22 protein-coding genes, 1 tRNA gene and 1 riboswitch are annotated in these 24,259 nt (G+C 35.0%); of the genes, 13 read left to right on the forward strand and 10 right to left on the reverse strand.

What is annotated here, in order from left to right; translation table 11 throughout:
* Nucleotides 1-190 precede the first annotated feature (190 nt).
* Together FYJ80_RS03895 and FYJ80_RS03900 are read left to right on the forward strand one after the other, a co-directional pair.
* Nucleotides 191-1,717, forward strand: a complete 1,527-nt coding sequence (locus tag FYJ80_RS03895) for a recombinase family protein (RefSeq protein ID WP_154424832.1) — start codon at nt 191-193, stop codon at nt 1,715-1,717.
* 491 nt (nt 1,718-2,208) lie between these two features.
* Complete coding sequence (locus tag FYJ80_RS03900) at nt 2,209-2,541, forward strand: hypothetical protein (RefSeq protein ID WP_154424834.1); 333 nt, start codon at nt 2,209-2,211, stop codon at nt 2,539-2,541.
* A gap of 318 nt (nt 2,542-2,859) precedes the next feature.
* On the opposite strand, the gene FYJ80_RS03905 is transcribed toward FYJ80_RS03900, so the two are convergent.
* Together FYJ80_RS03905 and FYJ80_RS03910 are read right to left on the reverse strand one after the other, a co-directional pair.
* Nucleotides 2,860-4,512, reverse strand: a complete 1,653-nt coding sequence (locus FYJ80_RS03905) for a PKD domain-containing protein (RefSeq protein ID WP_154424836.1) — start codon at nt 4,510-4,512, stop codon at nt 2,860-2,862.
* 722 nt (nt 4,513-5,234) lie between these two features.
* Nucleotides 5,235-5,307, reverse strand: a tRNA-Met gene (locus FYJ80_RS03910).
* Between the two features lie 128 nt (nt 5,308-5,435).
* On the opposite strand from FYJ80_RS03910, the gene FYJ80_RS03915 reads away from it, so the two are divergent.
* Entirely contained in the window at nt 5,436-6,785 is a 1,350-nt protein-coding gene (locus FYJ80_RS03915) for an MATE family efflux transporter (RefSeq protein WP_154424838.1), read from the forward strand.
* On the opposite strand, the gene FYJ80_RS03920 is transcribed toward FYJ80_RS03915, so the two are convergent.
* From FYJ80_RS03920 to hflK, 4 genes are read right to left on the reverse strand one after another with little or no spacing between them, the layout of a single operon-like run.
* Nucleotides 6,782-7,546, reverse strand: coding sequence for a fumarylacetoacetate hydrolase family protein (locus FYJ80_RS03920; protein ID WP_154424840.1), 765 nt, complete (start codon nt 7,544-7,546; stop codon nt 6,782-6,784). The two genes, FYJ80_RS03915 and FYJ80_RS03920, sit on opposite strands and share 4 nt — an antisense overlap.
* Nucleotides 7,543-8,184, reverse strand: a complete 642-nt coding sequence (locus FYJ80_RS03925) for a GNAT family N-acetyltransferase (protein ID WP_154424842.1) — start codon at nt 8,182-8,184, stop codon at nt 7,543-7,545. Before FYJ80_RS03925 ends, FYJ80_RS03920 begins: the two co-directional genes overlap by 4 nt.
* On the reverse strand, nt 8,184-9,164 hold the full coding sequence (gene hflC, locus FYJ80_RS03930) for a protease modulator HflC (RefSeq protein WP_154424843.1): 981 nt from the start codon (nt 9,162-9,164) through the stop codon (nt 8,184-8,186). Before hflC ends, FYJ80_RS03925 begins: the two co-directional genes overlap by 1 nt.
* Entirely contained in the window at nt 9,161-10,135 is a 975-nt protein-coding gene (gene hflK / locus FYJ80_RS03935) for an FtsH protease activity modulator HflK (protein ID WP_276986938.1), read from the reverse strand. The genes hflC and hflK overlap by 4 nt, the downstream gene beginning before the upstream one ends.
* Nucleotides 10,136-10,483: 348 nt before the next feature.
* Between hflK and FYJ80_RS03940 the strand changes: the two genes are divergently transcribed.
* From FYJ80_RS03940 to FYJ80_RS03955, 4 genes are all read left to right on the forward strand, one after another.
* Nucleotides 10,484-12,205 carry a hypothetical protein gene (locus tag FYJ80_RS03940; protein WP_206360958.1) on the forward strand — a complete coding sequence of 574 codons (1,722 nt, stop codon included), beginning with the start codon at nt 10,484-10,486 and terminating at the stop codon, nt 12,203-12,205.
* A 61-nt stretch (nt 12,206-12,266) separates the two neighbouring features.
* Nucleotides 12,267-12,416, forward strand: coding sequence for a hypothetical protein (locus tag FYJ80_RS03945; protein ID WP_206360959.1), 150 nt, complete (start codon nt 12,267-12,269; stop codon nt 12,414-12,416).
* A gap of 16 nt (nt 12,417-12,432) precedes the next feature.
* Entirely contained in the window at nt 12,433-14,652 is a 2,220-nt protein-coding gene (metG, locus tag FYJ80_RS03950; protein ID WP_154424847.1) for a methionine--tRNA ligase, read from the forward strand.
* Nucleotides 14,636-15,583 (forward strand): lipid II:glycine glycyltransferase FemX, encoded by a 948-nt coding sequence (locus FYJ80_RS03955; protein WP_154424849.1) that lies wholly within the window; start codon nt 14,636-14,638, stop codon nt 15,581-15,583. The genes metG and FYJ80_RS03955 overlap by 17 nt, the downstream gene beginning before the upstream one ends.
* Here the strand turns inward: FYJ80_RS03955 and FYJ80_RS03960 are convergent.
* Nucleotides 15,570-16,895 (reverse strand): Mur ligase family protein, encoded by a 1,326-nt coding sequence (locus FYJ80_RS03960; RefSeq protein WP_206360960.1) that lies wholly within the window; start codon nt 16,893-16,895, stop codon nt 15,570-15,572. The genes FYJ80_RS03955 and FYJ80_RS03960 overlap by 14 nt on opposite strands.
* Nucleotides 16,896-17,000: 105 nt before the next feature.
* A riboswitch (purine riboswitch) is annotated at nt 17,001-17,099 on the forward strand.
* Nucleotides 17,100-17,108: 9 nt separating this feature from the next.
* Here FYJ80_RS03960 and FYJ80_RS03965 point away from each other — a divergent pair.
* Together FYJ80_RS03965 and FYJ80_RS03970 are read left to right on the forward strand one after the other, a co-directional pair.
* On the forward strand, nt 17,109-18,380 hold the full coding sequence (locus FYJ80_RS03965; protein WP_154424853.1) for an amidohydrolase family protein: 1,272 nt from the start codon (nt 17,109-17,111) through the stop codon (nt 18,378-18,380).
* Nucleotides 18,381-18,648: 268 nt separating this feature from the next.
* Nucleotides 18,649-19,206, forward strand: coding sequence for a carbohydrate-binding family 9-like protein (locus FYJ80_RS03970; protein ID WP_154424855.1), 558 nt, complete (start codon nt 18,649-18,651; stop codon nt 19,204-19,206).
* 2 nt (nt 19,207-19,208) lie between these two features.
* Here FYJ80_RS03970 and FYJ80_RS03975 read toward each other — a convergent pair whose 3' ends face one another.
* From FYJ80_RS03975 to FYJ80_RS03985, 3 genes are read right to left on the reverse strand one after another with little or no spacing between them, the layout of a single operon-like run.
* Entirely contained in the window at nt 19,209-19,955 is a 747-nt protein-coding gene (locus tag FYJ80_RS03975) for a tRNA threonylcarbamoyladenosine dehydratase (protein ID WP_154424857.1), read from the reverse strand.
* The gene (locus FYJ80_RS03980) at nt 19,927-20,547 is read right to left on the reverse strand and encodes a TatD family hydrolase (protein WP_154424859.1); all 621 of its coding nucleotides are present in this window, start codon (nt 20,545-20,547) and stop codon (nt 19,927-19,929) included. Before FYJ80_RS03980 ends, FYJ80_RS03975 begins: the two co-directional genes overlap by 29 nt.
* 30 nt (nt 20,548-20,577) lie before the next feature.
* Nucleotides 20,578-21,960 carry an MATE family efflux transporter gene (locus tag FYJ80_RS03985; protein ID WP_154424860.1) on the reverse strand — a complete coding sequence of 461 codons (1,383 nt, stop codon included), beginning with the start codon at nt 21,958-21,960 and terminating at the stop codon, nt 20,578-20,580.
* 201 nt (nt 21,961-22,161) lie between these two features.
* Here FYJ80_RS03985 and rpsF point away from each other — a divergent pair, with 201 nt between their 5' ends.
* The 4 genes from rpsF (at nt 22,162) to FYJ80_RS04005 (ending at nt 24,258) form a co-directional block, all read left to right on the forward strand.
* Complete coding sequence (rpsF, locus tag FYJ80_RS03990) at nt 22,162-22,443, forward strand: 30S ribosomal protein S6 (RefSeq protein WP_154424862.1); 282 nt, start codon at nt 22,162-22,164, stop codon at nt 22,441-22,443.
* 26 nt (nt 22,444-22,469) lie between these two features.
* Nucleotides 22,470-23,003: a single-stranded DNA-binding protein gene (locus tag FYJ80_RS03995; RefSeq protein WP_154424864.1), complete on the forward strand. Its 534-nt coding sequence runs from the start codon at nt 22,470-22,472 to the stop codon at nt 23,001-23,003.
* A 35-nt stretch (nt 23,004-23,038) separates the two neighbouring features.
* Nucleotides 23,039-23,302, forward strand: a complete 264-nt coding sequence (gene rpsR, locus FYJ80_RS04000) for a 30S ribosomal protein S18 (RefSeq protein WP_235899586.1) — start codon at nt 23,039-23,041, stop codon at nt 23,300-23,302.
* Between the two features lie 224 nt (nt 23,303-23,526).
* On the forward strand, nt 23,527-24,258 hold the full coding sequence (locus tag FYJ80_RS04005; protein WP_154424868.1) for a hypothetical protein: 732 nt from the start codon (nt 23,527-23,529) through the stop codon (nt 24,256-24,258).
* Nucleotide 24,259 lies beyond the last annotated feature (1 nt).

Here is a 24,259-nt window from a genome sequence, read left to right on the forward strand (position 1 = left end):
TTACCGTGGACAGCAAAAAACTGTTTATAAAATCTCTACAAGTTCTGTGCCTGAAGTGACAGGTCTAAGTCTTTATCAATAATAATTAAGGAAAGCACTTTAGTATGGTTTGTATGTTTTCCCTTTTCATTTGACTTTTTCTGTCCATTTTCAGCTGACTCTTTTTGTCCTTTTTCAACTGACTCTGACAATGCCAATAAGTGCGCAGAAGAAGAGAAGGGTTGCTGCCTATGCACGTGTTTCAACTGAAGAGGACGACCAGCTTTCTAGCTATGAGGCACAGGTGAGCTATTATTCTTCATTCATCAAAAGTAACCCCGAATGGGAGTTTGTAGAAGTGTACTCTGATGAAGGTATTTCAGGTACACATACAAAGAAACGTGAAGGCTTTCTACGCATGATAGATGATGCAGTGAATCACAAAAAGATAGACCTCATACTCACAAAATCGGTATCGAGGTTTGCTAGAAACACTGTTGATAGTCTTTCCACCATTAGGCTTCTTAAGGAAAATGGTGTAGAGGTCTATTTTGAGAAAGAGAACATCTACACCTTTGACTCTAAGGGCGAAATGCTTCTTACCATCATGTCATCCATTGCCCAGGAAGAGTCCAGGTCCATATCGGAGAACGTTTCATGGGGAATGCAGAGGAGGTTCGAGGAAGGAAAGTACTCAGTAGGTTATAGCACATTTCTTGGCTACGATAAGGGGAATGATGGAAAGCTTGTCATAAACCCTGAACAGGCAAAGACAGTTAGATACATTTTCACCCGTTTCCTTGAGGGAAAGACTCCTTATTCCATAGCCAAGGAGCTAATGGAGAGGAAGATGAAGACAGGTGCCGGAAATGATAAATGGAGCACAGAGAGTGTTGTTAGAATTCTTCAAAACGAGAAGTACTGTGGAAAAGCCATACTCCAGAAGACCTACAAGAGAGATCTTCTTTCAAAAAGAATTACTAATAATGGAGAGGTGAGGAAATATCTAGTGGAAAATGGCCATGAAGCAATTATCCCACCTGAGCAATTTGAGATGGCGCAGCAGGAACTGGAATCTAGAAGAAAGGAAACTAGGCAGCATTCTTCAAAGTCTATATTTACTTCAAAGCTTGTCTGTGGTGACTGTGGTAGCTTCTACGGCTCAAAGGTCTGGCACTCCACCGACAAGTACCGCAGTGTTGTATGGCAGTGCAACAACAAGTTCAAGGCTGACAAGAAGTGTACCACTCCACATCTTAGGGAAGGTGTAATAAAGAACGTATTCATCAAAGCTGTAAACAGTATTGTTACCGACAAAGGCCCTGCAATTGATATGATGAACCATATTAAGGCTAAGATTGATGATACTGCAGCACTTGAAGGAAAGCTTGAAAAGGCTACTACAGCCTTCGATGAGAAGATGGTCCTTCTCCAGGATTACATTTCAAAAAACGCGATTACCGAGAAGGAGCTTGCAGATGGAAGATATTCAGAGCTTGAAAAGGATTACAGAGAAGCTTTAGCTGAGAAGGAAAAGCTTCAGGATGAGCTGACTGAGAGAAAGCGCAGGTCGCTGATGATAAAGAGATTCATTGATGAGGTGATTAGCTTTGATGATTTATTTACTGAATTCTCCGAAAACCTCTGGCTTGGGCTTGTGGATGTGATAGTAGTGATGGACAAGAAGAAATTTATGGTAAAGTTCAAGGGCGGAATGGAAGTACCGGTTGAGCTTTGACAAGCATCTTTACGATTATAAAGTAGTTCCGAAGGCAATGTGTCTCCGGACTATTTCTTCCACTCCTTAAATAGAAGGGGTTACAAGATTCCCTTCTGAATTAACATAAGTACCAAGGAGCTTTTCTATTATTTTCTTATTAAGTCGATACTCAGTAATACTGTCATATTCTTTAGGAGGAAGAATTTTCTCTAGGATCCACCATAATAATTGGCCATCACCAATCCATGTTACGTTATTGGTTTTCTCAATGTATTCTCTTAATGATTGGGGAAGGAAGAAGCTCACGGATGAGTTCCGAGAAAACAAAGCCATATGGGATAACATCGGCAAGTAAATCGACTGAGCATTGGTATGAAATCATATCCCCATGTCAAATCGCATAGAGCAGAGCCGTATGAAGACGTCACAGGATTCTTCGACTTCAGCCACTTAGGACGTTCCAAGGCATGCTTCCGCTAAGGTGACGGTACCGGCAAAAAATCATTATAGTGACTCAGAAGTTCCGGTGTATCAGTGAAGGGCATGGGCTTGAAGATGTAACTATAAATGTCAGGATGCTTGCAGGCAGCAGTCTCTCTGTCATTGATCTTCCTGCCGGATACTGCCGTGAATACGGTAGCTACTATGTGTACTCCTCGGTATTCGACGAGCTGATTGGAAGCCGTATGCGTCCAGAAGTGGAGATCTTTCAGAACCGCTTCAAAATGCCTGATGGCAGGTTTTACGGCTCGATATATGAAACAAACGGCAACCTTCAGAGCGAGTTCCTGCTGAAACGCTGCGGGTATACGGTCGGAATTACTGCTGGACTCAGCGATTGAGCAAGGATCATACTCCTAAAGCAGATAAATGCTATGTAGCTCATGACCAGATAGGAAGTGATGAGCTACCTGAACTATTTCATTAGCTTCAACGGCAGGAAGTCAGACAACGAGATTGCGAAAATGTAGTGGGAACAGGACCTGATGACTATCAGCAGAAGATGATTGTTACTGGCTGCCGACACTGCAAAGATTTGCCTCTAATGATGATTCTATCCGCTCCACGATTGCATGTGATATAAATAAAGAGAGACTTCCATTCATGTCATGGAAGTCTCTGGTATGAAGACAGTAATGCCATGTAAATAATAAAGATGATTACTCTATAACAAGTCCTGTTGAATCAATGCGGATTGTCTTCACGTTTCTTTCCTGATCAATATCCCAAGACTGGATGTAATCCAATTGTCCTGTGTGTCCTTGTTCATATCTCACATTAATATAGTTGTTCTTAATAAGGGTAACAGAAACGGATTTACTTTCTGATGTTGCATTAGAAGACAATGCAGGGTAGAGATTCTCTCCGTTTTCATTTACGATTTTGAAAATTCTTCCGTTCTCTTTATCCATTACATAAGAGATGAAGTCTTTTGCGTCTTTTGGATGACGTATGATATAATTGTTAACAGCAGACCAGTAATATGCAATACTGTACATATCATTTATCGGCCCAGTTGCTGATGGACTTCCATCAAATTTTCCTGTAGGGCCTCCTTTTATATTAGAAAAACCGTAAGTATGTGTATACGCTGTTGGTGCGTATTGGAAAAAAATCATATCACCACAATCAAAATAATTGATTACCCCGTAATCACCTTGAGTTATTTCTTGGCCGTTATGATCAATGAATACTATATCTTCTTCATCATCTGTTGGCAATATTCCCCTCAATGAAACTCGGTTATAACTATTATTTTCGTTGTTTTCAATCAGAGAAACTGATATTGAAGAATATTTGTTATAATCCTTCACACCTGTTATCCCAATTAGTCTGTTTCTGTCCAAAACACCAGTTGAAACAGTTACATTTATGGTTTTGCTTCCGGTCCATACTGTGCTGCCTTCATCCATGGCAACGCATGTTACCCGGTATTCGCCTTCCTGAAAGGTATAGTTTACCTGCTGAGAGTTCCCATCAATAGGTTTCCCATCAACATACCACATATAGGAGACAGGATTGAATTGCGTATGATTCGCCAACAGAGTTGTTTCATCATTTGCATATACATTTCTTTCAGATGTATCAATGGTTAAACTTGGAGTTTTAGTAATTCCGTTGGTTACACTTAAAGAAAGACTTCCTAAAGAATTTTCAGCTGCAGTCATGGAAACTGTTATGATATCACCTTTTACCATTCTGAAGCTCTCCGGTGCGGGCAGATCCAGTTCAACATTTGAAGTTACGGAATATAGATAATATCCGTTATTCAAAGTGAAAACAGCTTCAAGGACACCATCCTTAGCTGTAAAGGTTTTTTCATCGACCTGAGTAATTACGCCATTATTGTTTTTGTATATATGAGCTGTATAAATGATCGAAGGTGTAGTAGAACCATGAATTGATATCGAGAATGTACCAGTACCCTCAAGCTCATTTATTCTTATCGAAGCATTTGATGTTTTCTTGGGCTGGACGGTGACAGTCGTAGAACCTTCTCCAATTATCTGATTTCCTTCATTATCATTATACGCAGTTGCGCTGATTGTCCAGTCACCTACAAGAATTCCGGTTTTCTCAGCCTGCCATGGTGATGAAGTAAAATCCATAGAGAAAGAGTTTCCCGCAGGCCCTGAAGCATTGATTGTGATTTTTGAAATGTTCAGGTTTATATTGGTATCAATGGATCTGCTTGCAGATTCGTCTATTGAAATATGTATGCTTCCTGTCTCTGGTTGTGAGTTTGAATTGCTGCAGGAAACAGCAAACAATACTAACAGTATTGATAAAAATATGATTACAGTCTTTTTCATCAATTCCCTCCATATACATTATAAGAGTGATTACTTATTATTTCTATTCATTTTCAATGGTGCTTACTAAAAAACTTTATGAATGAGACTATATCTTTCAGGTAATATATAATCTGAGGATTACCCCAGTCAGTCCACGATAACTTCAGCAGGGCTGGCTGATTTTCTGTTCAGAGTGTAAATATATTTAAAATAAAGATTTACAATAAAAATCTAGAATGGAAGCTATAATTATTATGCTTTTTGAGCCTTGAATTAAAAAAAGAGAGAAAGAAAGGTCTATGGAATTAATGCTATAGGCCTATCTTTTTGCCTATGTGATTATACTCTTTTTTTATACAATGTTACGTTATTGAACACTGTGTTACGTTTTTCTTGAACTGTATAACGTTATTCAAGAACTGTGTTACGTTATTCGAGTACTGTATAACGTTATTCTAAACCTATGTAACGAAATTCATAAACCCGATAACGTTATTCCAAACCTGTGTAACGTTATTCAATAACTGTATTACGTTTTAAAAAATTATCGTTGCATACGTGTGTAACGATAATAAAGGGGGAGCGAACACGTGTTCATTTACGTTGCTACAGTTACCCAGATTTTACCTTATTTTTGAGCTTCTATGTTCAATTACGTTACAGAGGAGTCTTTTTAATTCTTTATGGTGTATAAATAAAAAAAATCAGAACCTGAAAGTATCAAGTTCTGACTAATTGGATAGCGAGAGGGGGACTCGGACCCTCGACCGAACGGATATGAGCCGTTTGCTCTACCAACTGAGCTATCTCGCCGACGCAACATGGTTACAATACACAATTAGTTAAAATGAGTCAACAGCTTTTCAAGGAAAAAATAAAAAAGATGTGTAAAAAATATTAATATTGATGATTTCTATGCAATGTGATAAATACTAAGCGTTATGGCTAATTCTTTAGATCTCACACAAGGCTCTATAAAAAAGGGGTTATTAAGCTTTGCATTTCCACTTTTCTTAGGAAATCTATTTCAGCAGCTTTATAATACAGTAGACTCCTTAATAGTTGGAAACTTTTTAGGTCCCTTAGCCTTAGCATCTGTTTCATCATCTACACCATTAATATTCATGATGATTGGCTTTTTCCAGGGTGTTGCAGTAGGAGCAGGTGTAGTTATAGCAAAATCCTTTGGCGCTAGAGATAAAGATAGCTTAACTAAAGCAGTTTATACAGATTTAGCTTTAGGCTTAACAGCAGGAATATTATTATCAATTTTTGGAGTTCTATTTACTCCATCAATATTAAAGCTGATGAAAACTCCAAGTGATATTCTACCTAATTCGATAGAATACTTTAGAATTTACTCGTATGGCTTGATATTTAGCATGATGTATAACATATGTAATGGAATCATGAATGCAATAGGTGATTCAAAGCACCCACTATATTATCTTATTACATCTTCAATAACTAATGTTATATTAGACCTTCTTTTTGTAGCTGTATTAGGCTTTGGTGTTTGGTCAGTTGCCTTAGCTACAACTCTATCTCAAGCATTAAGTGTAGTATTAAGCTTCATAAGATTAATGAAGGGTAATGATCTGTTTAAGGTTGAAATAAGTAAAATTAGATTCGATGGTAAAACATTAAAGGATGTAATTAGGTTTGGTCTTCCTGCTGGAATACAAAATAGTGTAGTTGGCTTTGCAAATACTGTAGTTCAAACTAATGTAAATACCTTTACTTCAGTTGCTGTTGCAGGTAGTGGTGCATATGCGAAGATTGAAGGCTTTGCATTTTTACCTATTACGTGCTTTGCTTTATCATTAACAACCTTTATAGGCCAAAATCTTGGAGCAAAAAAATATGATAGAGCTAAAGAGGGTGCTAGATTTGCAATTTTGTGTTCAATAAGTGCTGCAGAAATAATAGGAATATTAGTATTTATTTTTGCACCTTTCTTAATAAGTCTATTTAATGATGATCCTGAGGTTGTAGCATTTGGTACTAAGCAATGTCGTATTGAAGGATTATTTTACTTTGCTTTAGCCTTTTCTCATTGTATTGCTGGTATCTTAAGGGGTAGTGGAAAGGCAACAGTTCCTATGTTCATTATGATTGGAATATGGTGTGTATTTAGAGTTACCTATTTAACTGTAGTATTACATTTCTTCCACTATGTACAAATAATATATTCAGTCTACCCTCTAACCTGGTCATTAAGTACAATTCTATTCTTAATTTATTTCTTGAAGGCAGACTGGATACATGGATTAGAAAAGAAAAGGGTTTAAACTACCTCGTTTCTTAATACTCCTAATCCTTCGATTTCAATTTCAATAACATCGCCAGCTTCCATCTTATGAATACCTGATGGAGTACCTGTTAAGATTACATCACCTGGAAGTAATGTCATTACTTTAGATAGATATGATACTAAGTAATCACAGGTGAAGAGTAAGTTTTTGGTATTGCTTGATTGCATTACCTTACCATTAAGTCTTGATTCAATTTTAAGATTAGTTGGATCAACCTCATCGCTTACATATGGACCAAGTGGAAGGAAGGTATCAAAGCCCTTACAAATTGTCCATTGACCATTTTGATCCTGTAAGTCTCTAGCAGTTACATCATTAGCACAGGTATAGCCAAGGATGTAATCCTTACTCTCTTCTATTGAAACATTCTTACATTCCTTTTTAATTACGATAGCTAGCTCTGCTTCATAATCGACTCTTTGGCTCATCTCTGGTCTAATAATTTCACCATTTGGATCTAATACACTTGATGCTGGCTTGATAAAGATTACAGGAGACTTTGGAGTTACAAGCTTCATCTCCTCAATGTGGTCCTTATAGTTTAGGCCTACACATAAAGCCTTAGTTGGAATTGTTGGAGCTAATAATATAACACTTTCTCTGTCATAGGTTTTTCCACATTCAACTAATTCACCCTCTGTATCATAAATATTTTCAATTTCAACTATCTTTTCATCGTTTAAATATCCCATGTGGATATCATCATCTTCAACTGTAGAAAACATTACATATTTCATCTTTTATTCCTCCAAGTTTTATAGCTTCTAACTATTTCAAAGCCTAAGTGCTGATAAAAAGCTAAAAGCTCTATATCCTCAACAAAAATATAGCTGAAAGGAAGAGAATTTATCAATAAAGATGCATAGCCTTTATTCCTTTCTTCTATGCTTGTTGCAATATTTACAGCTAATTGCTGCTTCTTAATTGTATATAGAGAGCTAATAATATTATTTTGATTATCTCTAAAAAATGCAAATTCACTATCACACGGTTTTAAACCACTTAGATATTCATACTCTGTATCAAAGGGAGTTTTATCTTGGTAGAAGGAAGCTATTTCTTCTAATTCCTTACTACTTAGAAAATGATAAATATTACTATTTTTTATTTTATTTCTCTTTAGAAGATATCTATCGGGATTATCATTTGAGGGATAGATAGCATAGCTAATACTTTTTTTGTTTTTATTTATAAAGCTTAATATTTCATCATCAAAGCTATCTGCTATAACAAATAGATGGTTATAGGCGTTAATATAAATTATCCCCTTATCAGAGGAGTAGATGACCATATTATCATCTATTTCTGAAAAGGGGATGATAAGGTGGCTTTCATTTAGATAATCGATCTTAAAGCTTGAAAGCCGCTTAAACATTATTTATTACTTCCTGCATAAAGCTGATCAAAGTAGCTCATATCGGTTGAGAAGATTTTATCTATACCAACAAGTGAAGTCTTATAGGATTCCAGTGTTCTATAGAATGAGAAGAATTCAGGATCAGCTTCATAAGCCTGAGAGTAAATTCTTGAGGCTTGAGCATCTGCATCACCCTTAATCTTTTCAGCTTTAGCATAGGCTTCAGAGAGGATAGCTTTTTTATCATTTTCTGTTTTACCCTGCCACTGAGCAAGCTGTCCACGACCATAGGAACGATAAGCTTCAGCTATTTGGTTTCTTTCCTTAATCATTCTTGTGTAAACAGATTCTGTTAAATCATCTGAATATCTAATTTGACGAATGATAATATCTTGAAGAGTAATACCATATGCCTTAGTAAACTCTGAGGCTTGAGCGAGAATCTTATTTGAAAGCCCCTCACGACCAATTTTAATTTCCTCTTGGCTAGTAGCTGTAGCAGTAAGGTTTCTAAGTGTTTCAGCATCCTCTGTATTTTCTAAGGATACATCTTCCTTAACTGTAATTAAGTTAATTTGGTTACTACTTCTAACAGCCTCATTAAGATAGTTTTCTGAGATAACAGTTCTAATAGTTGAGTCAATGACATCATTTAATCTTCCAAGACCAGATTCAATAGTACCAACAGTTTCATAGAAGAGTGCTACATCACTGATGTACCATCTTGCTGTTGCATCAACCCAAATAAACTGATTTTCCTTAGTAGGAATTCTCTGCGCGTCCCCATCCCAGCTTAAAAGCTTTTTAGTATATTTTGTTACATTATCAACTACAGGCATTTTGAATTTTAAGCCAGACTCTGTTTGATAATCTACAATTTTACCAAATCTAGTTACTATAGCCTGTTCGCCTTCTTCAAGAATGTAGAATGGGCCTAACATTAAAAATACTATTAGTAAAACTGCAAGCACAACTAGAGTTGTAATTAGCTTTTTCATTTTGTACCTCCAAGATTCTTAATAGGTAAGAACTGTGATAGGTTTTTATCTACTAATGTAATTTCTTTATCTGTTAGGATTTCATCCATAGTCTCAATATACAAACGATTAGAGGTAATTTCCTTACTCTCCTCATAAGCCTCTCTAAGAGCATCAAATCTAGCTGCATCACCAGTAGCAGTATTTACTCTTTCAGCTGCATATCCCTGAGCCTGTAGAATAAGCTTACTAGCTTCACCCTGAGCGGCAGGAATTTCTTGGTTATAGTGCTCCTTACCTTCGTTGATTAATCTATTCATATCCTGAATAGCTTTGTTTACATCCTCAAAGGCATCCTGTACATCACCCTCTGGTGGAACAATATTTTGAAGCTTTACAGTTACAATTTGAATACCAAAGTTATATCTATCAAAGATTTCCTGCATGTTCTGCTGAGCTTCAATTTCTATCTGAGTTCTTAAGTTAGTCATTACAGATAAAATAGGTAAATCTCCAACTAGAGCATTCATTACAGATTGAGAGATATCACGAATAGTTGTTTCTCTATTTTCAACATTAAAGAGCCAATTCTTTGGATCATTAATCTTATATTGAACAATCCACTCTACATCAACAATATTCAAGTCCCCTGTTAACATTGTTGATTCACTCTTATAGCTAGAAGCACCCTTTAAGCCTGTACCAGTTTTATCGTTTGCACGATAACCAAAGGTTAAGGTTTGTACTACCTGAGTAGGTACAATATAAACGCTATCAATACCAAAAGGTATTTTGGTCTGAAGTCCAGGGCCTACAGTTCTATTATACTTTCCAAGTCTTAAAACTACAGCTTGTTCAGTCTGGTCAACTACAAAGAATGATGAAGCTGCTGCACCTACTAGTAATGCAATTATTAGTGCAACAATAATAATCTTTGGTGAGAGTGAAAAACCATGTTTTACAGGTCTCACGACTTTTTCTTCTTCGTCCACACATTACTCCTTTAAATAAATATATGATAAAATTAGACCAATTAGGGTTTATCGGCAAGACAAATTGTGTTTTTCTTTTAATCACCTTACAAAATATAGGGTAAATCTTTATCCTGTTATATATATGCTGCGAAAAACCCTCACGCTTGCGTGTGGGATGAAAGCAGTTTTTTTTACCTTGAAAATTAACTAGGATAATTAAATATTCTATATGTATAATAAATCTAGAAAGGAAATAAAAGGGGAATAAGTAATACAAGCATACACAGAAAACAGTAACCATCATAATAATCAATGAAATACTGATAATTCAGCATATCATTCAAATCGTGGAGGAAGATAATAGTAATGGCTCGTCCCAAAAGCAATAACGTACAAATCAATATTTCTGTTCCCTCTGAATGGAAAACTGAACTTGAAAACCTTGCTAGAATCTATTCAGTTGAGGAAGGAAAAACCATGATTGATGAAGAGTATAATAAGCTACTAAAACAATATCATAAGGTTTCAGAGAGGCATATTTTAGCTGTTGAAAGTGATATGCCTTATTCTGATATACTTCAAGTTGTAACTCTTTCAGATAAAATACGAAAAGCAGGAAACGAGCTTGTAGCTCTTATGAGAAAGAATTATGAGCAACTTCTACGCACAAAGAGATACCGCAAGCTACTTGTTTTGTATGGTAACACCGGAGATAAAAATAAACGAAAAGCTTTAGCTAATCAGCTTAGTGAAATGCAGAAAGACTATAATGTCACATGGGATTATTGTAGAAAATCCATGATTCCAATAGGTAAAAAATATGGAATAGATGCTGTTTTTGCCTTAACTAAAGCTGAGGATATTTGGGGAGGTGTAGAGAAATGCTTATATGGGAGAGGAGCAACAATTCACTTCTCTAAATACGGAGAACTGCCTTGCATCAGATCAAAACAGATAAATCGTGGTATACCAATATCTGTAAAGAAAGAGCAGCTACAATTCAAACTTGGTAAGATTAATTTTGGAATAAAGATAGTTGATAGATTTCAACGAGATGAGGTTAATTCAATTGTGTCCTATCTTGCAGAATCTGAAAACATAGATAGAAAAGCGGTTAATGCTTTCAAGGAAGATGCCCGATGCATAGACACATACAGGCCATGCTATGCAACGCTTGTACCTAAATTAATAAGGCGCAAATACAGGGTATATTTACACCTGACCATTGAAGGTAAGGCAAAACCAAAATACAACAAGTATGGTAGTCTTCGACATAAGTATGGTAAAGGTATTATAGGTGCTGATATTGGTACACAGACTGTTGCGTATACATCTAATACAGAGGTGGGCTTGAAAAATCTTTCAGAGCGTGGAAATAGTATTCAAACTTCAGAGAGGAAAGAACGACTACTCCATCGTGCGATGGATAGGTCAAGAAGAGCTACTAATCCTCAAAACTATAACGATGATGGTAGTGTTAAAAAAGGTCATAAGGATTGGAAATATTCAAATCATTATAAAAAGCTGAAATCCAAATTTCATGAATTATGTCGAATCAATGCAGTAAATAGACAACTTGCAATAAACGAGGATGCAAATCATTTACGTAGTTTGGCTAATACATTTGTAACTGAAGAGAAAAATGCAAGCAAACTCATGAAGCGTGCTAAAGAAACCACAAAAAATGAAAAAGGTAAATTCAATAAGAAAAAAAGATTTGGCAAAACAATAAAGAACAGGTGCCCTTCTAAATTTCAGACCACTGTACAAAAGAAATTCGAAGTGACAGGCGGTACATATATCGAGGTTTCTAATAATTATAGAGCATCACAATATGACCATACTGCGGATGATTATATCAAGAAGAAGCTATCTGATAGATTGTATAAACTTCGTAGTGGTACTGAGGTGCAGAGAGATTGGTATTCCTCATTCTTACTCTATTGTTACGATTATAGAACAAACAGCATAGATAAAAATAAATGTAATATGGAATTTGGAAGATTCTACAATATGGAGAAAAAACTAATAGAAAGGATTAAGGTTAATAAGATTAAAGTATTGAACAGTGGAATTAAAATAGGTTAAAACTTAATAACAGGGAGAATGACTGTACTTCCTTGCTGAAAAGCAGAAATTTATCGCTAATGTGGTCGTAGGACTGCTTGATAATGAAAGTCCTGATTCAAATAGGCTTACACTTGTAACTCCAAAGTCTGAAAATGATGTACGATTACAAGCTACTCTTGGTAATCAGAACCCCACGGGCTTGCCCGTGGGAGCAGTCAGAAGTTTTTAAAAAGTAGGTGGATTTAATGAAAAAGAGATTAATAACTTCAGCACTTCCATATGTAAATAATATTCCTCACTTAGGTAACTTAACTCAGGTTTTATCAGCAGATGTATTTGCAAGATTTTGTCGCTTACGTGGCTATGAGACACTATACATTTGTGGAACAGATGAGTATGGTACAGCTAGTGAGACTAGAGCATTAAAAGAGGGTGTAACACCAAGAGAGCTATGTGACCATTATCATGCTATTCATAGAGATATATATAAATGGTTTAATATTTCTTTTGATTATTTTGGTAGAACTAGTACAGAGAAGCAGACAGAAATTGTACAAGCAATATTTAATGAGGTTGATAAGAATGGCTATATCACAGAGCGTGAGATAGAACAGCTATATTGTCCTAAATGTGGTAGATTCCTAGCAGATAGATTCGTTGAAGGTACCTGTCCTCATTGTGGTAGTGAAGGAGCACGTGGTGACCAGTGTGATGCCTGTCAGACTCTTCTTGAGCCAACAGAGCTTATTAATCCACATTGCTCTGTTTGTGGAACTACTCCAGAGGTTAGAAAGACAAAGCATCTATATATCGACCTTCCAAAGGCTCTTCCACTATTAAAGAAGTGGATGGAAAAGGCCTCTGTCGAGGGCTTCTGGGCAAAGAATGCTATCCAGCTGACAAACTCTTGGATTCGTGATGGCTTAAAGGAAAGATGTATTACTCGTGATTTAAAGTGGGGTATCCCAGTTCCTAAGCCAGGCTATGAAAATAAAGTATTCTATGTTTGGTTTGATGCTCCAATTGGATATATTTCAATTACAGCTAATTATACTGATAATTGGAAATATTGGTGGCAGGACCCAGATAACACAGAATTATTCCAATTTATTGGTAAAGATAATATCCCATTCCATACAGTTATTTTCCCATCATCACTACTTGCAACTGGTGAGAATTGGACAATGCTACACCATATGTCCTCTACTGAATATTTAAACTATGAGGGTGGTAAGTTTAGTAAATCACTTGGTATTGGTGTATTTGGTAATGATGTACAGGAGACTGGAATTCCTGCTGATTGCTGGAGATTCTATATGTTCTATAACAGACCAGAAAGAAGTGATGTTAATTTCTCATGGTCAGATTTCCAAGAGAAGGTTAATGGCGAGCTAATTGGTAATCTTTCAAATCTCGTTAATAGAACTCTAACCTTTATCTCAAGATTCTATGATGGCAAGATCCCTGAGGGAGAGCTTGATGCAGATTTAGTTAATGATATTAGAGCTAAAGAAAATGAGATCACTAATCTCTTAGAGAGAGCTGAAGAAAGAGATGCTTTAAGAGCTATCTTTGGTCTTTCAGATATCGGTAATAAGGCTTTCCAAGCTGGTGAACCATGGAAGATGAGAAAGGAAGATCCTGCTAAAGCAGCTTCACTATTAAAGACTCTTTGCTACTTAATTAGAGATTTAGCAATTATGATTGAGCCATATATGCCTACTACTAGTAAGCAAATTCTCTCATTCTTCTCAATTGAGAACGAAAACTGGGATAGTGTTGGATCATTTGAGGGTATTAGTACAATTAGCGGTGTAACTCTTCTTTTCTCAAAGCTTGAGGATGACTTTATTAATAACTTAAAGCTTAAGTATTCAGGCTCACAAGAAGAGAGAAATAAGGCACAGGAAGAAAAAAAGATTAATAAGGAAGAAAAGAAAATGGATAATGAAAATCAGATGAGCATTGCAGATCAATTTGCTCACAAGGTAATTTTAAAGGTTAGTAAGATTGTTAGTGTAGAAAAGCACCCTAATGGTGATATTTTATACATCCTTAAGCTTAACTGCGGTGAGCCAGAGGAAAGAACAATTGTATCTTCAATCGTTCCATATTACACAGCTGAAGAGCTTCTTGGACATAACATCGTATTAGTTTCAAATCTTAAGCCAGCTAACTTTAGAGGTGTTAAGAGCTATGGTATGCTTCTTGCTGCAAGTGATCCAAATGCTCCTGAGCATACAACCTGTGAAGTTCTCTTTGCAGATGATTTTGAGCCAGGTACTGTTCTTGAGTTCGATGGACAGGGTGAAGTTGAGAAGGTAACTACATATATTAAGCCAGATCATTTCTTTGCTCTCCCAATCTATTCTGAGGATGGTGTTATCAAGGTTGATGGCAAGGCTCTCGGCTTTAGTGGTAAGCACTTAACCTGTAAGAAATATATTAATGGACCAGTTGGTTAATATAGAGCCAATAAATATTTCTGAATTAAATTCAGAAAGTGTTTTTCAATCCTCATTTTGGGCTTATGTTAAAAGCCCAAATTGGGTATCTTATGCCTTCAGATATCAAACAAATAGATCTGGAGGCACTTTTCTTATTTTAGTAAGAAAGCTATTTTTATCTTTTTCTATTGCATACTCTCCATTTTGTTTTAAAGATATTGATAGTAAAGAATTAATCGAAATCTCAAAGAAAATAAAAAAATATATAAATGAAAATATAATTTTAGTTCGATATGATTTATCTTATAGTAATGATAATTTTTCATTTATTAAGCATTTACATAGATGTAAATATTCAATTCAACCAAAAGAATCTGTAATAATCGATTTAGAAAAGGATTTGTGCTTTAAGCAAAGAGTTAAGAGAAATCTTAAGAAAGAAGCAGAGGTTGAAGTTTTCAAGTGGGATAATAGTGAAGCTGAGTATAACGCTTGGTATAGAACCTATTTAGAGACAGCAAAGCGTGATGGCTTTGACGCAAGAAGTAAAGCATATATAAAAAGATTACTTAGCTATAAGGGTGTAGATGTTAAACCTATTTTATACATTGCAAAGCACAATGATGAGGTAATAGGTGGAATAGTTAATATAAGAAATAGCTTTGAGGAGATTTATCTCTTTGGCTCTTCTTCATTTATTAAGGATGGAGTTTCATGTGGCTATAGCTTGCAAAGCTATGCAATAAATAGAGCTAAGGAAGATAAGCTAAAATACTACGATTTATTTGGAATAGGAGAGGGGAATTTAAATAAGCTAACAACCTTTAAAACCTCCTTTGGCGGAGAAGCTGTTAAAAGACCTGCTTCCTGTGATTACTACTATAATAAAATTCTGGCATCGTGCTATAAGTTTATTGAAAATATAAGATTTAAAGCTAAGCGCGGCTAACATACTCACCAACTAAGCGTCTAAATGAGTCACCTCTATCAAATTCATTTTTAAACATACCAAAGCTAGCTGCACCAGGAGATAGGATTACTACCTGCATTTGATTATTAAATCCCTTCTTTTCTTCAGCATTATCTACAGCCTTCTCAAAGGCATCTCTTAGATTATTATATGGTCCATAGTATGGAAGCTGATACTTATTAAGTAGTGGAATAAGCTTATCTGTTGTAAATGAACCATCTAGCAGAAGAATAGATGTAGCACTCTTTAATGCTGGTAGCATACCAAGTGCTTTAATATCCTTATCTGTACCACCACATATTAAATGGTATGATAAAGGATAAAGCGTACTAGTTGAGAAGGTTACTGCCTCACTGATTGTTGCAGCACTATCATTAATAAACATAATATCATTTTTGATAGCAATTTGTTCTATCCTATGAGGTATTCCCTTATAGCTAGATAGTGCTTTAATTATTTCATCCTTCTTAAAGCCAAGTAGCTTTAAAGCATTAAATGCACACATTAGCTCTATTTTATTACCAGCATAAGGATTAAAAAGAGTAGGGAAGAGCTTTATTTTTCTCTTTAAGCCATGAGTGTGCTTATCAACATAGAGCTTAGTGCGAATATTAATTAATATATGCTTACATTTATCATTAATAAGTGTGAGTTTATCATCATAATATTCAGTTAAAGAGTGATATCTATTTTGATGATCTCTATACAAGCTTGTTAAAATAGTAAGCTCAGTATTTGGCCAAACACCATTTAATGCAATATTAGTATCATGAATTTGCCAAGAGGACATCTCTGCTACAATATAATTTGGTAGAGGCTTTTTATCTATTTGTCTATTTTCTAAATCCTTTAATATCTCAAAGGCTGATACACCAATATTTCCACAATATATAGCGCTATTACCAAGTCTATTTAGAGCATGTGTAATAGCTGATACTGTTGTTGATTTACCCTTAGTACCAGTTACTAGGATTAATTTTATATCTTTTATTAGAGGAGAGGAAAAAAGATAAGAGAAATCATTTTGAATATTCTTTGCAAGTGATAGCTGAGGTAAGGTGTTAGGAATAGCAGGATTCTTAATTACGATATCAGCCCACTTAATGTTTTCCTTTGGGTCCTTATCAGAAAAGTGACAATTAATCCCTAGGGCCTCCATTTCATCAGCTAGAGGACCAAATGTTTCTCGAGGAGAGATATCGGAGATACGAACATCTGCCTTTCCTGCAAAGTATCTTGCTGCAGATGCACCTCCGCCATTTAGACCTAAACCTAAAATAAGAATTTTCATAATCCCTCTCTTGAAAACTAAGATAAGTCTTTTTTTACAATTCATCTACTATAAATTTTACGAAATGTTAGATAATTTTATATATCACTCTTATTCTTAGACGTGTTATAATCTTAAGCATAAGATAATATATTCTTACGATATGGGTAAGAGTTTCTACCGGGTTGCCATAAACATCCGACTATTATCAAAAAAGATTAATAGGAGGCTTTTATGGATAGCTTTATTATTCATGGTAATTTTGTTCACTCTAAAAATAGGTTTGTATTAGAAGAAATTAATGATATGAATCTTGTTGTTTTAAATAACAAGATTGATGGGTTTTATAAAACTATTCCTGAGTGCTTTAAAAACCTGGAATACTATGATTATAGCGATAAAATAATAATTCCTGGACTAAGTGACTTACATGTTCATGCACCTCAATATCAATTCAGGGGGCTTTGGATGGATATGGAGCTTCTCCCTTGGCTTGATAGACATACCTTCCCAGAGGAGAGCAAATATAAGAATCTTGATTACGCAAATAAGGCTTATGATATTTTTGTTGAGGACTTGAAAAAAAGCGCTACAACAAGAGTATGTGCCTTTGCAACTATTCATGAAGAAGCAACGTTAGCTTTAATGAAAAAGCTAGAGGCCGCAGGTCTTTCAGGCTTTGTTGGTAAAGTTAATACAGATAGAAATGCTCCAGATATATTAATTGAAGAAAGTGATGTAAGTATAAAAAACACTTTATCATATATCGAAAAATCTAAAGAGTTTAAAAATATTAAGCCAATAATTACTCCGCGCTTTATTCCAACCTGCTCTGATTACCTATTAAAGGAGCTTGGAAAGATCTCAAAAGAATATAAGCTACCAGTTCAATCACATTTAAGTGAAAATCTATCTGAAATAGAGTGGGTTAAGGAGCTAGTACCTCAAAGCAAAAGCTATGCAGATGCTTATAATATCTTTGGATTATGGGGAATAAATAAAACTGTAATGGCTCATTGTGTTTATAGCTATGAAAGTGAGCTAGAGCTACTTCAAAATAAAAATGTGTTTGTAGCTCATTGTCCAGATTCAAATACAAATTTAACTAGTGGAGTTGCTAGAGTTACTGCACTCTTAGATAGTGGTGTAAATGTTGGACTTGGAAGTGATATAGCAGGTGGAGAGGATATATCGATATTATCAGCGATGAAAAATGCAATAAAGGTTAGTAAATTAAATAAGAGATTAAGTCATAATAATGATGGCTCATTACTCTTTCCAGAGGCCTTTTATCTTGCTACAAAAATGGGTGGTCAGTTCTTTGGAAATGTTGGAGCCTTTATAAAAGGGTATGATGCAGATATTGTAGTTCTTGATGATTCATCAATAAAAACAACATTGAAATCTGAGTTAACATTAAAAGAACGCTTAGAGCAATATGTATATTTAAAGAGTAGTGACTGTGTATTTGCTAAATTTGTTAAGGGTAGGAAAATTGAGGATTAAAAATATATTCAATTTTAATACACTTACTTGACTAGTATTTATTAAAAAAGGCATAATGACTCGGTAATTACAAAAAAATCCAATTGGAATAAGGAGCAGAACTGTGCCTTGCGGTAAGAAAAGAAAGAAGCATAAGATTGCAACACACAAGAGAAAGAAGAGACTCAGACAGAATAGACATAAGAAAAAGTAATTCTTTTTCGTTGCAACATTAATGTGGTATACAGGAGATATAATTCTCCTGTATATTTTTATATAGGACTATATTATGAAAATTGATAAAAATACATCGACCTTTGAGCTGACTAATTATCTTTGGAATAGTGATCCAAATGATACTAAGGTATCTCTTTCTTTAAGAGTAGAGGATTTTAATTTATATTTCTCATTTCATGTTACTGAAAAAGAGCTAAGAAGAATGGTAAAAGAGGATAATGGTAGTGTTTGGGAGGATAGCTGTGTAGAATTATTTATCTCTCCAGATAAGGTTCATTATTATAATTTTGAATTCTCTGCATCTACTGCTCTTCGCTGTGGCTATGGTAGTAGTAGAAGTGATAGAACACCTGTTGATACCGATTTACTTAAATTAGTAAAAAGAAATATGAAAATATTTGAAAACAACAATAAAAGAAGTACCTACGAGCTTTCAGGTGTAATTCCATTAAAGAGCTTTAGCTTAGATAGAGATAAATTATATATTAATGCTTATAAGTGTGGTGATAAGCTAAGTAAGCCTCACTTTATCTCTCTATTCCCTATTGATACTCCAGCTCCTGATTTTCATCAAATAAGATTCTTCCAGGAGATAGAGTTAATTAATTAGGCTTAATTAATTTCAAAGCCTTTAATATCGAGTAGCTTTGTTAGGGCGAGATGTGCCATCATCTCGCCAAATATTGCTGTTATTGTTACAAGACTTCCAAGTACTAGCTTTTTCCTACCAGATACTTCATCGGCTTCAGCATTCTCAGAGTTGTATTTGAAGTCTACCTGCTCAGGAGAGAATACACACATAACATTTAGTGGGACATTCATCTTTCTTAAGCCTGTTCTTACCTGTCTCGCTAGAGGGCAGCCATAAGTATCCTTAATAGTTGAATATCTAATTAGAGTAGGATCTCTTCGTAATGCTGCTCCCATTGAGGAAATAATCTCTATATTATGAGTAGTGCAGTAAGCGATTAGCCCAATTTTTGATTTAACTGAATCGATACAATCGAGTACTATATCGCTGTCCTTAGTAATTTCGGCATAGTTATCTTCATTTACAAAAGCATCAACAGTTTCTACTGAGCAATCGGGAAAGATATCTAAAATTCTTTGCTTTGCAACTAAAACCTTTTTTAAACCAACACTGCTGTAGGTTGCAAGTATTTGTCTATTAATATTTGAATATGTAAAGGTATCGAAATCTACGACTCTAATTTTCCCAACTCCAGAACGAACTAAAGCCTCTAATGCATAACCACCAACAGCACCACACCCTATAACTGTTACTCTCTTGTTATGAAGCCTTTCAACCTTATCTCTTCCAATTAATCTTTCAAGGCGTAAAAACTGTTCTTCGTTCATCTATAATTTCCTCAAGCTCATTAGCTTTAATACCAATATCTTTACTTACAGTGTTATACCATAAAAATAAAGTTTTTATTTCTTCCTCTCCACTTTTTAAATCTGTTTCTAATAAAAATGGAAGCTTCAATAGGCTTTTGTAGCTCTTACATCTTTGAGCTCTAGGTGATAGAGATATATACCCACCAGAATTAATAATTCTTTTTGCAACCTCATATGAGCCTGTAAAGCCATGAACTAAAAAGGGTGGTATTGGAGCTAATTCAGCTAAAAGCTTGAAAAAAATATCATAGTGTCCAACTAAATGAAAAATAATAGGGCGGCTATTAGCTTTTCCTAATTTAATCGCTTCTCTTAAAAACTCCTCTTGTCCAGCAATATTAAATCTCTTATCTAAGCCAATCTCACCAATTAATCCATCTTCATCCTTTTTTAAGTATTCTTTGATTACACATATATCTTCTTTATTAAATGATAATGAGCCATAGGCTCTATATTTAAATTGTGATAGCTTATCAAACTCTTCTATATATGAGGTTGCTACTAAGCAATTTTCGTTATATTCACCAATATGTGCATGTATATCAAACATTGAAATAACCTTTATTAAAAATAATAAATGTTACTCTTTAGCCTTTGCAACCTTTATTAAAGCATATATTGCAACTAAAAATGCAAATATACCTGTTAGTGAGTTTGATATCATCATTGTATATCCTACTGCTTCAGCATTTAAATTTGTATATGTAGTAAAGTAATGTATTACAGGTATTCTAAAAACAAACACTCTAAATATATTTACTATCATTACTAGCTTTGTTTGCTTAAGTCCTAAAAGTAAAGAAATTGAAGCATAGCAAAAGGATAGTAAAAAGCATCCTAAGATCTCATATTTAAAAATTAGAATAATAAGATTCTGGAATTCTTGATTAAAGCCACCCTTACTTGAAGCAAAAATATAGCTAATTGGCCACATTAAAAATAAATATAAGAAATTTCCTATACAGCCAATTATAAATTCAATAGTAGTTAAGCGAGCAAATATTTTAACAACTCTTTTGAATAATCCAGCACCATTATTTTGACTTATTAATGAGGTTCCTCCATCCTGAATACCTGTTTGTATTCCAGTCAAAAGGCCAGACATATTATTTGATATCCCAGCAGCTCCTACGGTTGTCTCTCCATAGGTTGCACTCATATTGTTTACTAAAGCCTTTCCAAATGAAAAGCTCATCTTCTCTATCATAGTTGGAATTGATAGCTTTATCATAGGCCCAATAGCTTTCCACTTTAAGGATGCAGCCTTAAGTGAGAATGAAAATGCATCCTCTCCATTGATTAATCTAATTGGACCAAGGAAGAATAGTGTAAGGTAGCTAAGAAGGGTTGCTAATGCAATATAGTTAATCCCACCCTTAAGAATGTAAATAAATATAGCTGTTAATAATAGCTTAACTATCATAACTAATAGATTTAGCTTTAATATTACCTTTGTGTTTCCTCTAGATTTTTCTATCGCAAGGTAAATTGAATTAAAGAAATTAATTACTATTCCAACAAGTACTATCATAAAGTAGACGCTTCCACTATTAGTAAAGCCCTCAGGGGTACCTGTTAGCCTTAAAATAGCAGGGGTGAATGGAATTAATAATATAATGAATAGTGAAATAATTGCTGTTAGTAAAAATAGACTACTAATTTCCTTTTTTACATCATCATAAGAGCCTTTACCATAGAAGTTAGCAATTCTAATTGATCCAGCTACAGATAAGCCTCCTCCAATAGCTGAAACTATGTGCTGAAGCTGTACCATGTATGCAACCGTTGATACAGCTGTTGCATCGATATATGATGCCATTAGAGTGTCTAATATATTAAATAGCTGAGTAATAAATTGGAAAATAGCTAGGGGAAAACAAACCTTTATTATTAGCCTTATTAGCTTAGAAGTAGTTAATACTTCCTCACGAAATTCTTTATCTCTTTTACTAATTATTGCCATAAGTGGTATAGTATCATAAAAAATAATTATTGTTTTTAATTAATATTTGTATTATTAAGACAGAAATATGTATTAGGTCTAAATCTTTGGATTATTTCTTGTTAATACGTTGACTTATGTTTCTCCTTTTGGTATATTTCATGATGCCTCTTTAACCGCTTAGTTCTAAAGCGGTTCATTTTTAGTCCATAGGGAGGAACCATGAGAAATTATGAGTTCACCGTCATCTTCGACGCAAATGACGAGAAGATGAAAGCAGGTCTTCAGTTTGTTACTGATGAACTTGCTAAAGCTGGTGTTGAAATCACCAAGCAGGAGGATATGGGAGTTAAGACACTCGCATATCTCATCAATAAGCAGGAAAAAGGACACTATGTGTACTTTGAGCTTTCTGCAGATCCAGCTAAGATCGCAGGCTTATCACACGTATTCCAGCTCAGCACTTTAGTTCTTAAGTTCTTGTTCGTAAATCCTGAGAAATAATATTATCAGAGCTTTGGGAGGAATTTATGGCAGGAGATCTTAATGTTGTTACTTTAGTCGGAAGACTAACAAGAGACAGTGAGATCAGATATTCACAAAAGGGTGATGCCGTTGTACGTTTTTCAGTAGCTATCAACAGAAGAAAGAGGAATGCTGATGGCACCTGGGGAGACGAGGTTAATTACTTTAATTGTGTATATTTTGGTAAATCAGCTGAAGCTGTAAATCAATATCTATCTAAGGGTACTCAAGTAGCTATTAATGGTGAGCTGAGACAGAATAGATATGAGGTAGAAGGTCAGGCACGCTCAACTGTTGAAGTATTCGTTAATAGTCTTCAGCTTCTTGGAAGCTCTCAGAATTCTCAGCAATCATATAGAGATTCTTCAGAGTCCCCAAGACAGAGTTCATACTCTAGACCTAACTCCCAGTACGAGAACAGAGGAAGATCTCAGGCTCCTAGTCAGTCTATGGGATCACAAAGTGTAGACGATTCACTTGATAATGTTGATTTTTCAGGTGGTCCAGAAAATTATGGGGATGACCCAATTCCATTCTAAGGAGATTTAAAATGCGTGATGATAATGAAGCATTCATGAATGATAAGGATGCAGCAATCAAAGATAGAAAATTTGGTGCTCGCAAGGTTGGATTTAAGAAAAAGGTCTGTAAGTTCTGTCAGGCAGGTGCACAAATGCCAGATTACAAAAATCCTGACATGCTCCGCCGCTATATTACTGAAAGAGGTAAGATCCTCCCAGGTAGAATTACAGGCACATGTGCTAAGCACCAGAGAGCTTTAAATGCAGAGATCAAGAAGGCTCGCGTGCTCGCATATCTTCCATTCGAGAAAAAATGATTTCTTAAGGATCTTAAGTGATGGAGAAAAAAGAAACTAGAGATTACATTCTTTTGATTGCTTTGAGTTTTTTCTTAAGCATCTTTTCGTTTGGTTCTTTAGTATTTACTCTTCCACTTCTGTTTCTTAGTACGCGCTACCCAAGGAAGGCTACGGACACCGCCTGCGTTGCTGTGATGGTGCTGACTGCTGGAAAGCAGCTCTTTATGTCAAGAGATTTGCTTATGAACAGCCTAACGTACTTCTTTGCGGGAAACAATTTGTTTATTCCTTTTTCACTCATACTAGGCGCAATAGTATGGGTAAACACTAAGGGCAAGGAGTGTGTTAAAAGATTACTTTTAACAATGCTCCCAGCTTTAATACTCTTTCTCTTGTTTGTCGGTTTATACACCATATTCCCTCAAACAGCTGAAACAGTGAAGGAGTCCTATAGAGAGATTTTTGTAGCGTTGTTTACACAAATCTTTAAAATGAGCACTGAATCGATATCTACTATGTTTGATATCGTCTTAGAGCTAATGCTTAGTATTGTATTACCTTTGGTATTTTTAAATATCGTAGTAGTACATTACTATTTTGAGTCATTTACTCATAGATTAGATGAGAGCTTTGATAAAAAGGTTATTTCATTTAATCTTCCAGAAGTGTTCATTTATTTCTTTTTAGGACTTTGGACAATAATGCTTTTTAAGCGTTTTGTTAACATTCCTATGAGTGTTAATGTTTTATTAAACAATTTAACATTAACCTGTACACTGTTTTATGGTCTTCAGGGCTTTAGTATTTTACTATATAACCTAAGAAGAAAGGGCTCAGCAATTAGTGGCATCAAGCTAATGGGTCTTTTGATTATATTAATGATGCTACTTCCTGGAATAAACGTGATTCTTGTATTAGCACTTATTGGTGTAGGAGTTCTTAATACATGGATCGAACTTAGAAAACCTTTTTAAG

Source organism: Bullifex porci, from assembly GCF_009695635.1.
Lineage (GTDB): Bacteria > Spirochaetota > Spirochaetia > Sphaerochaetales > Sphaerochaetaceae > Bullifex > Bullifex porci.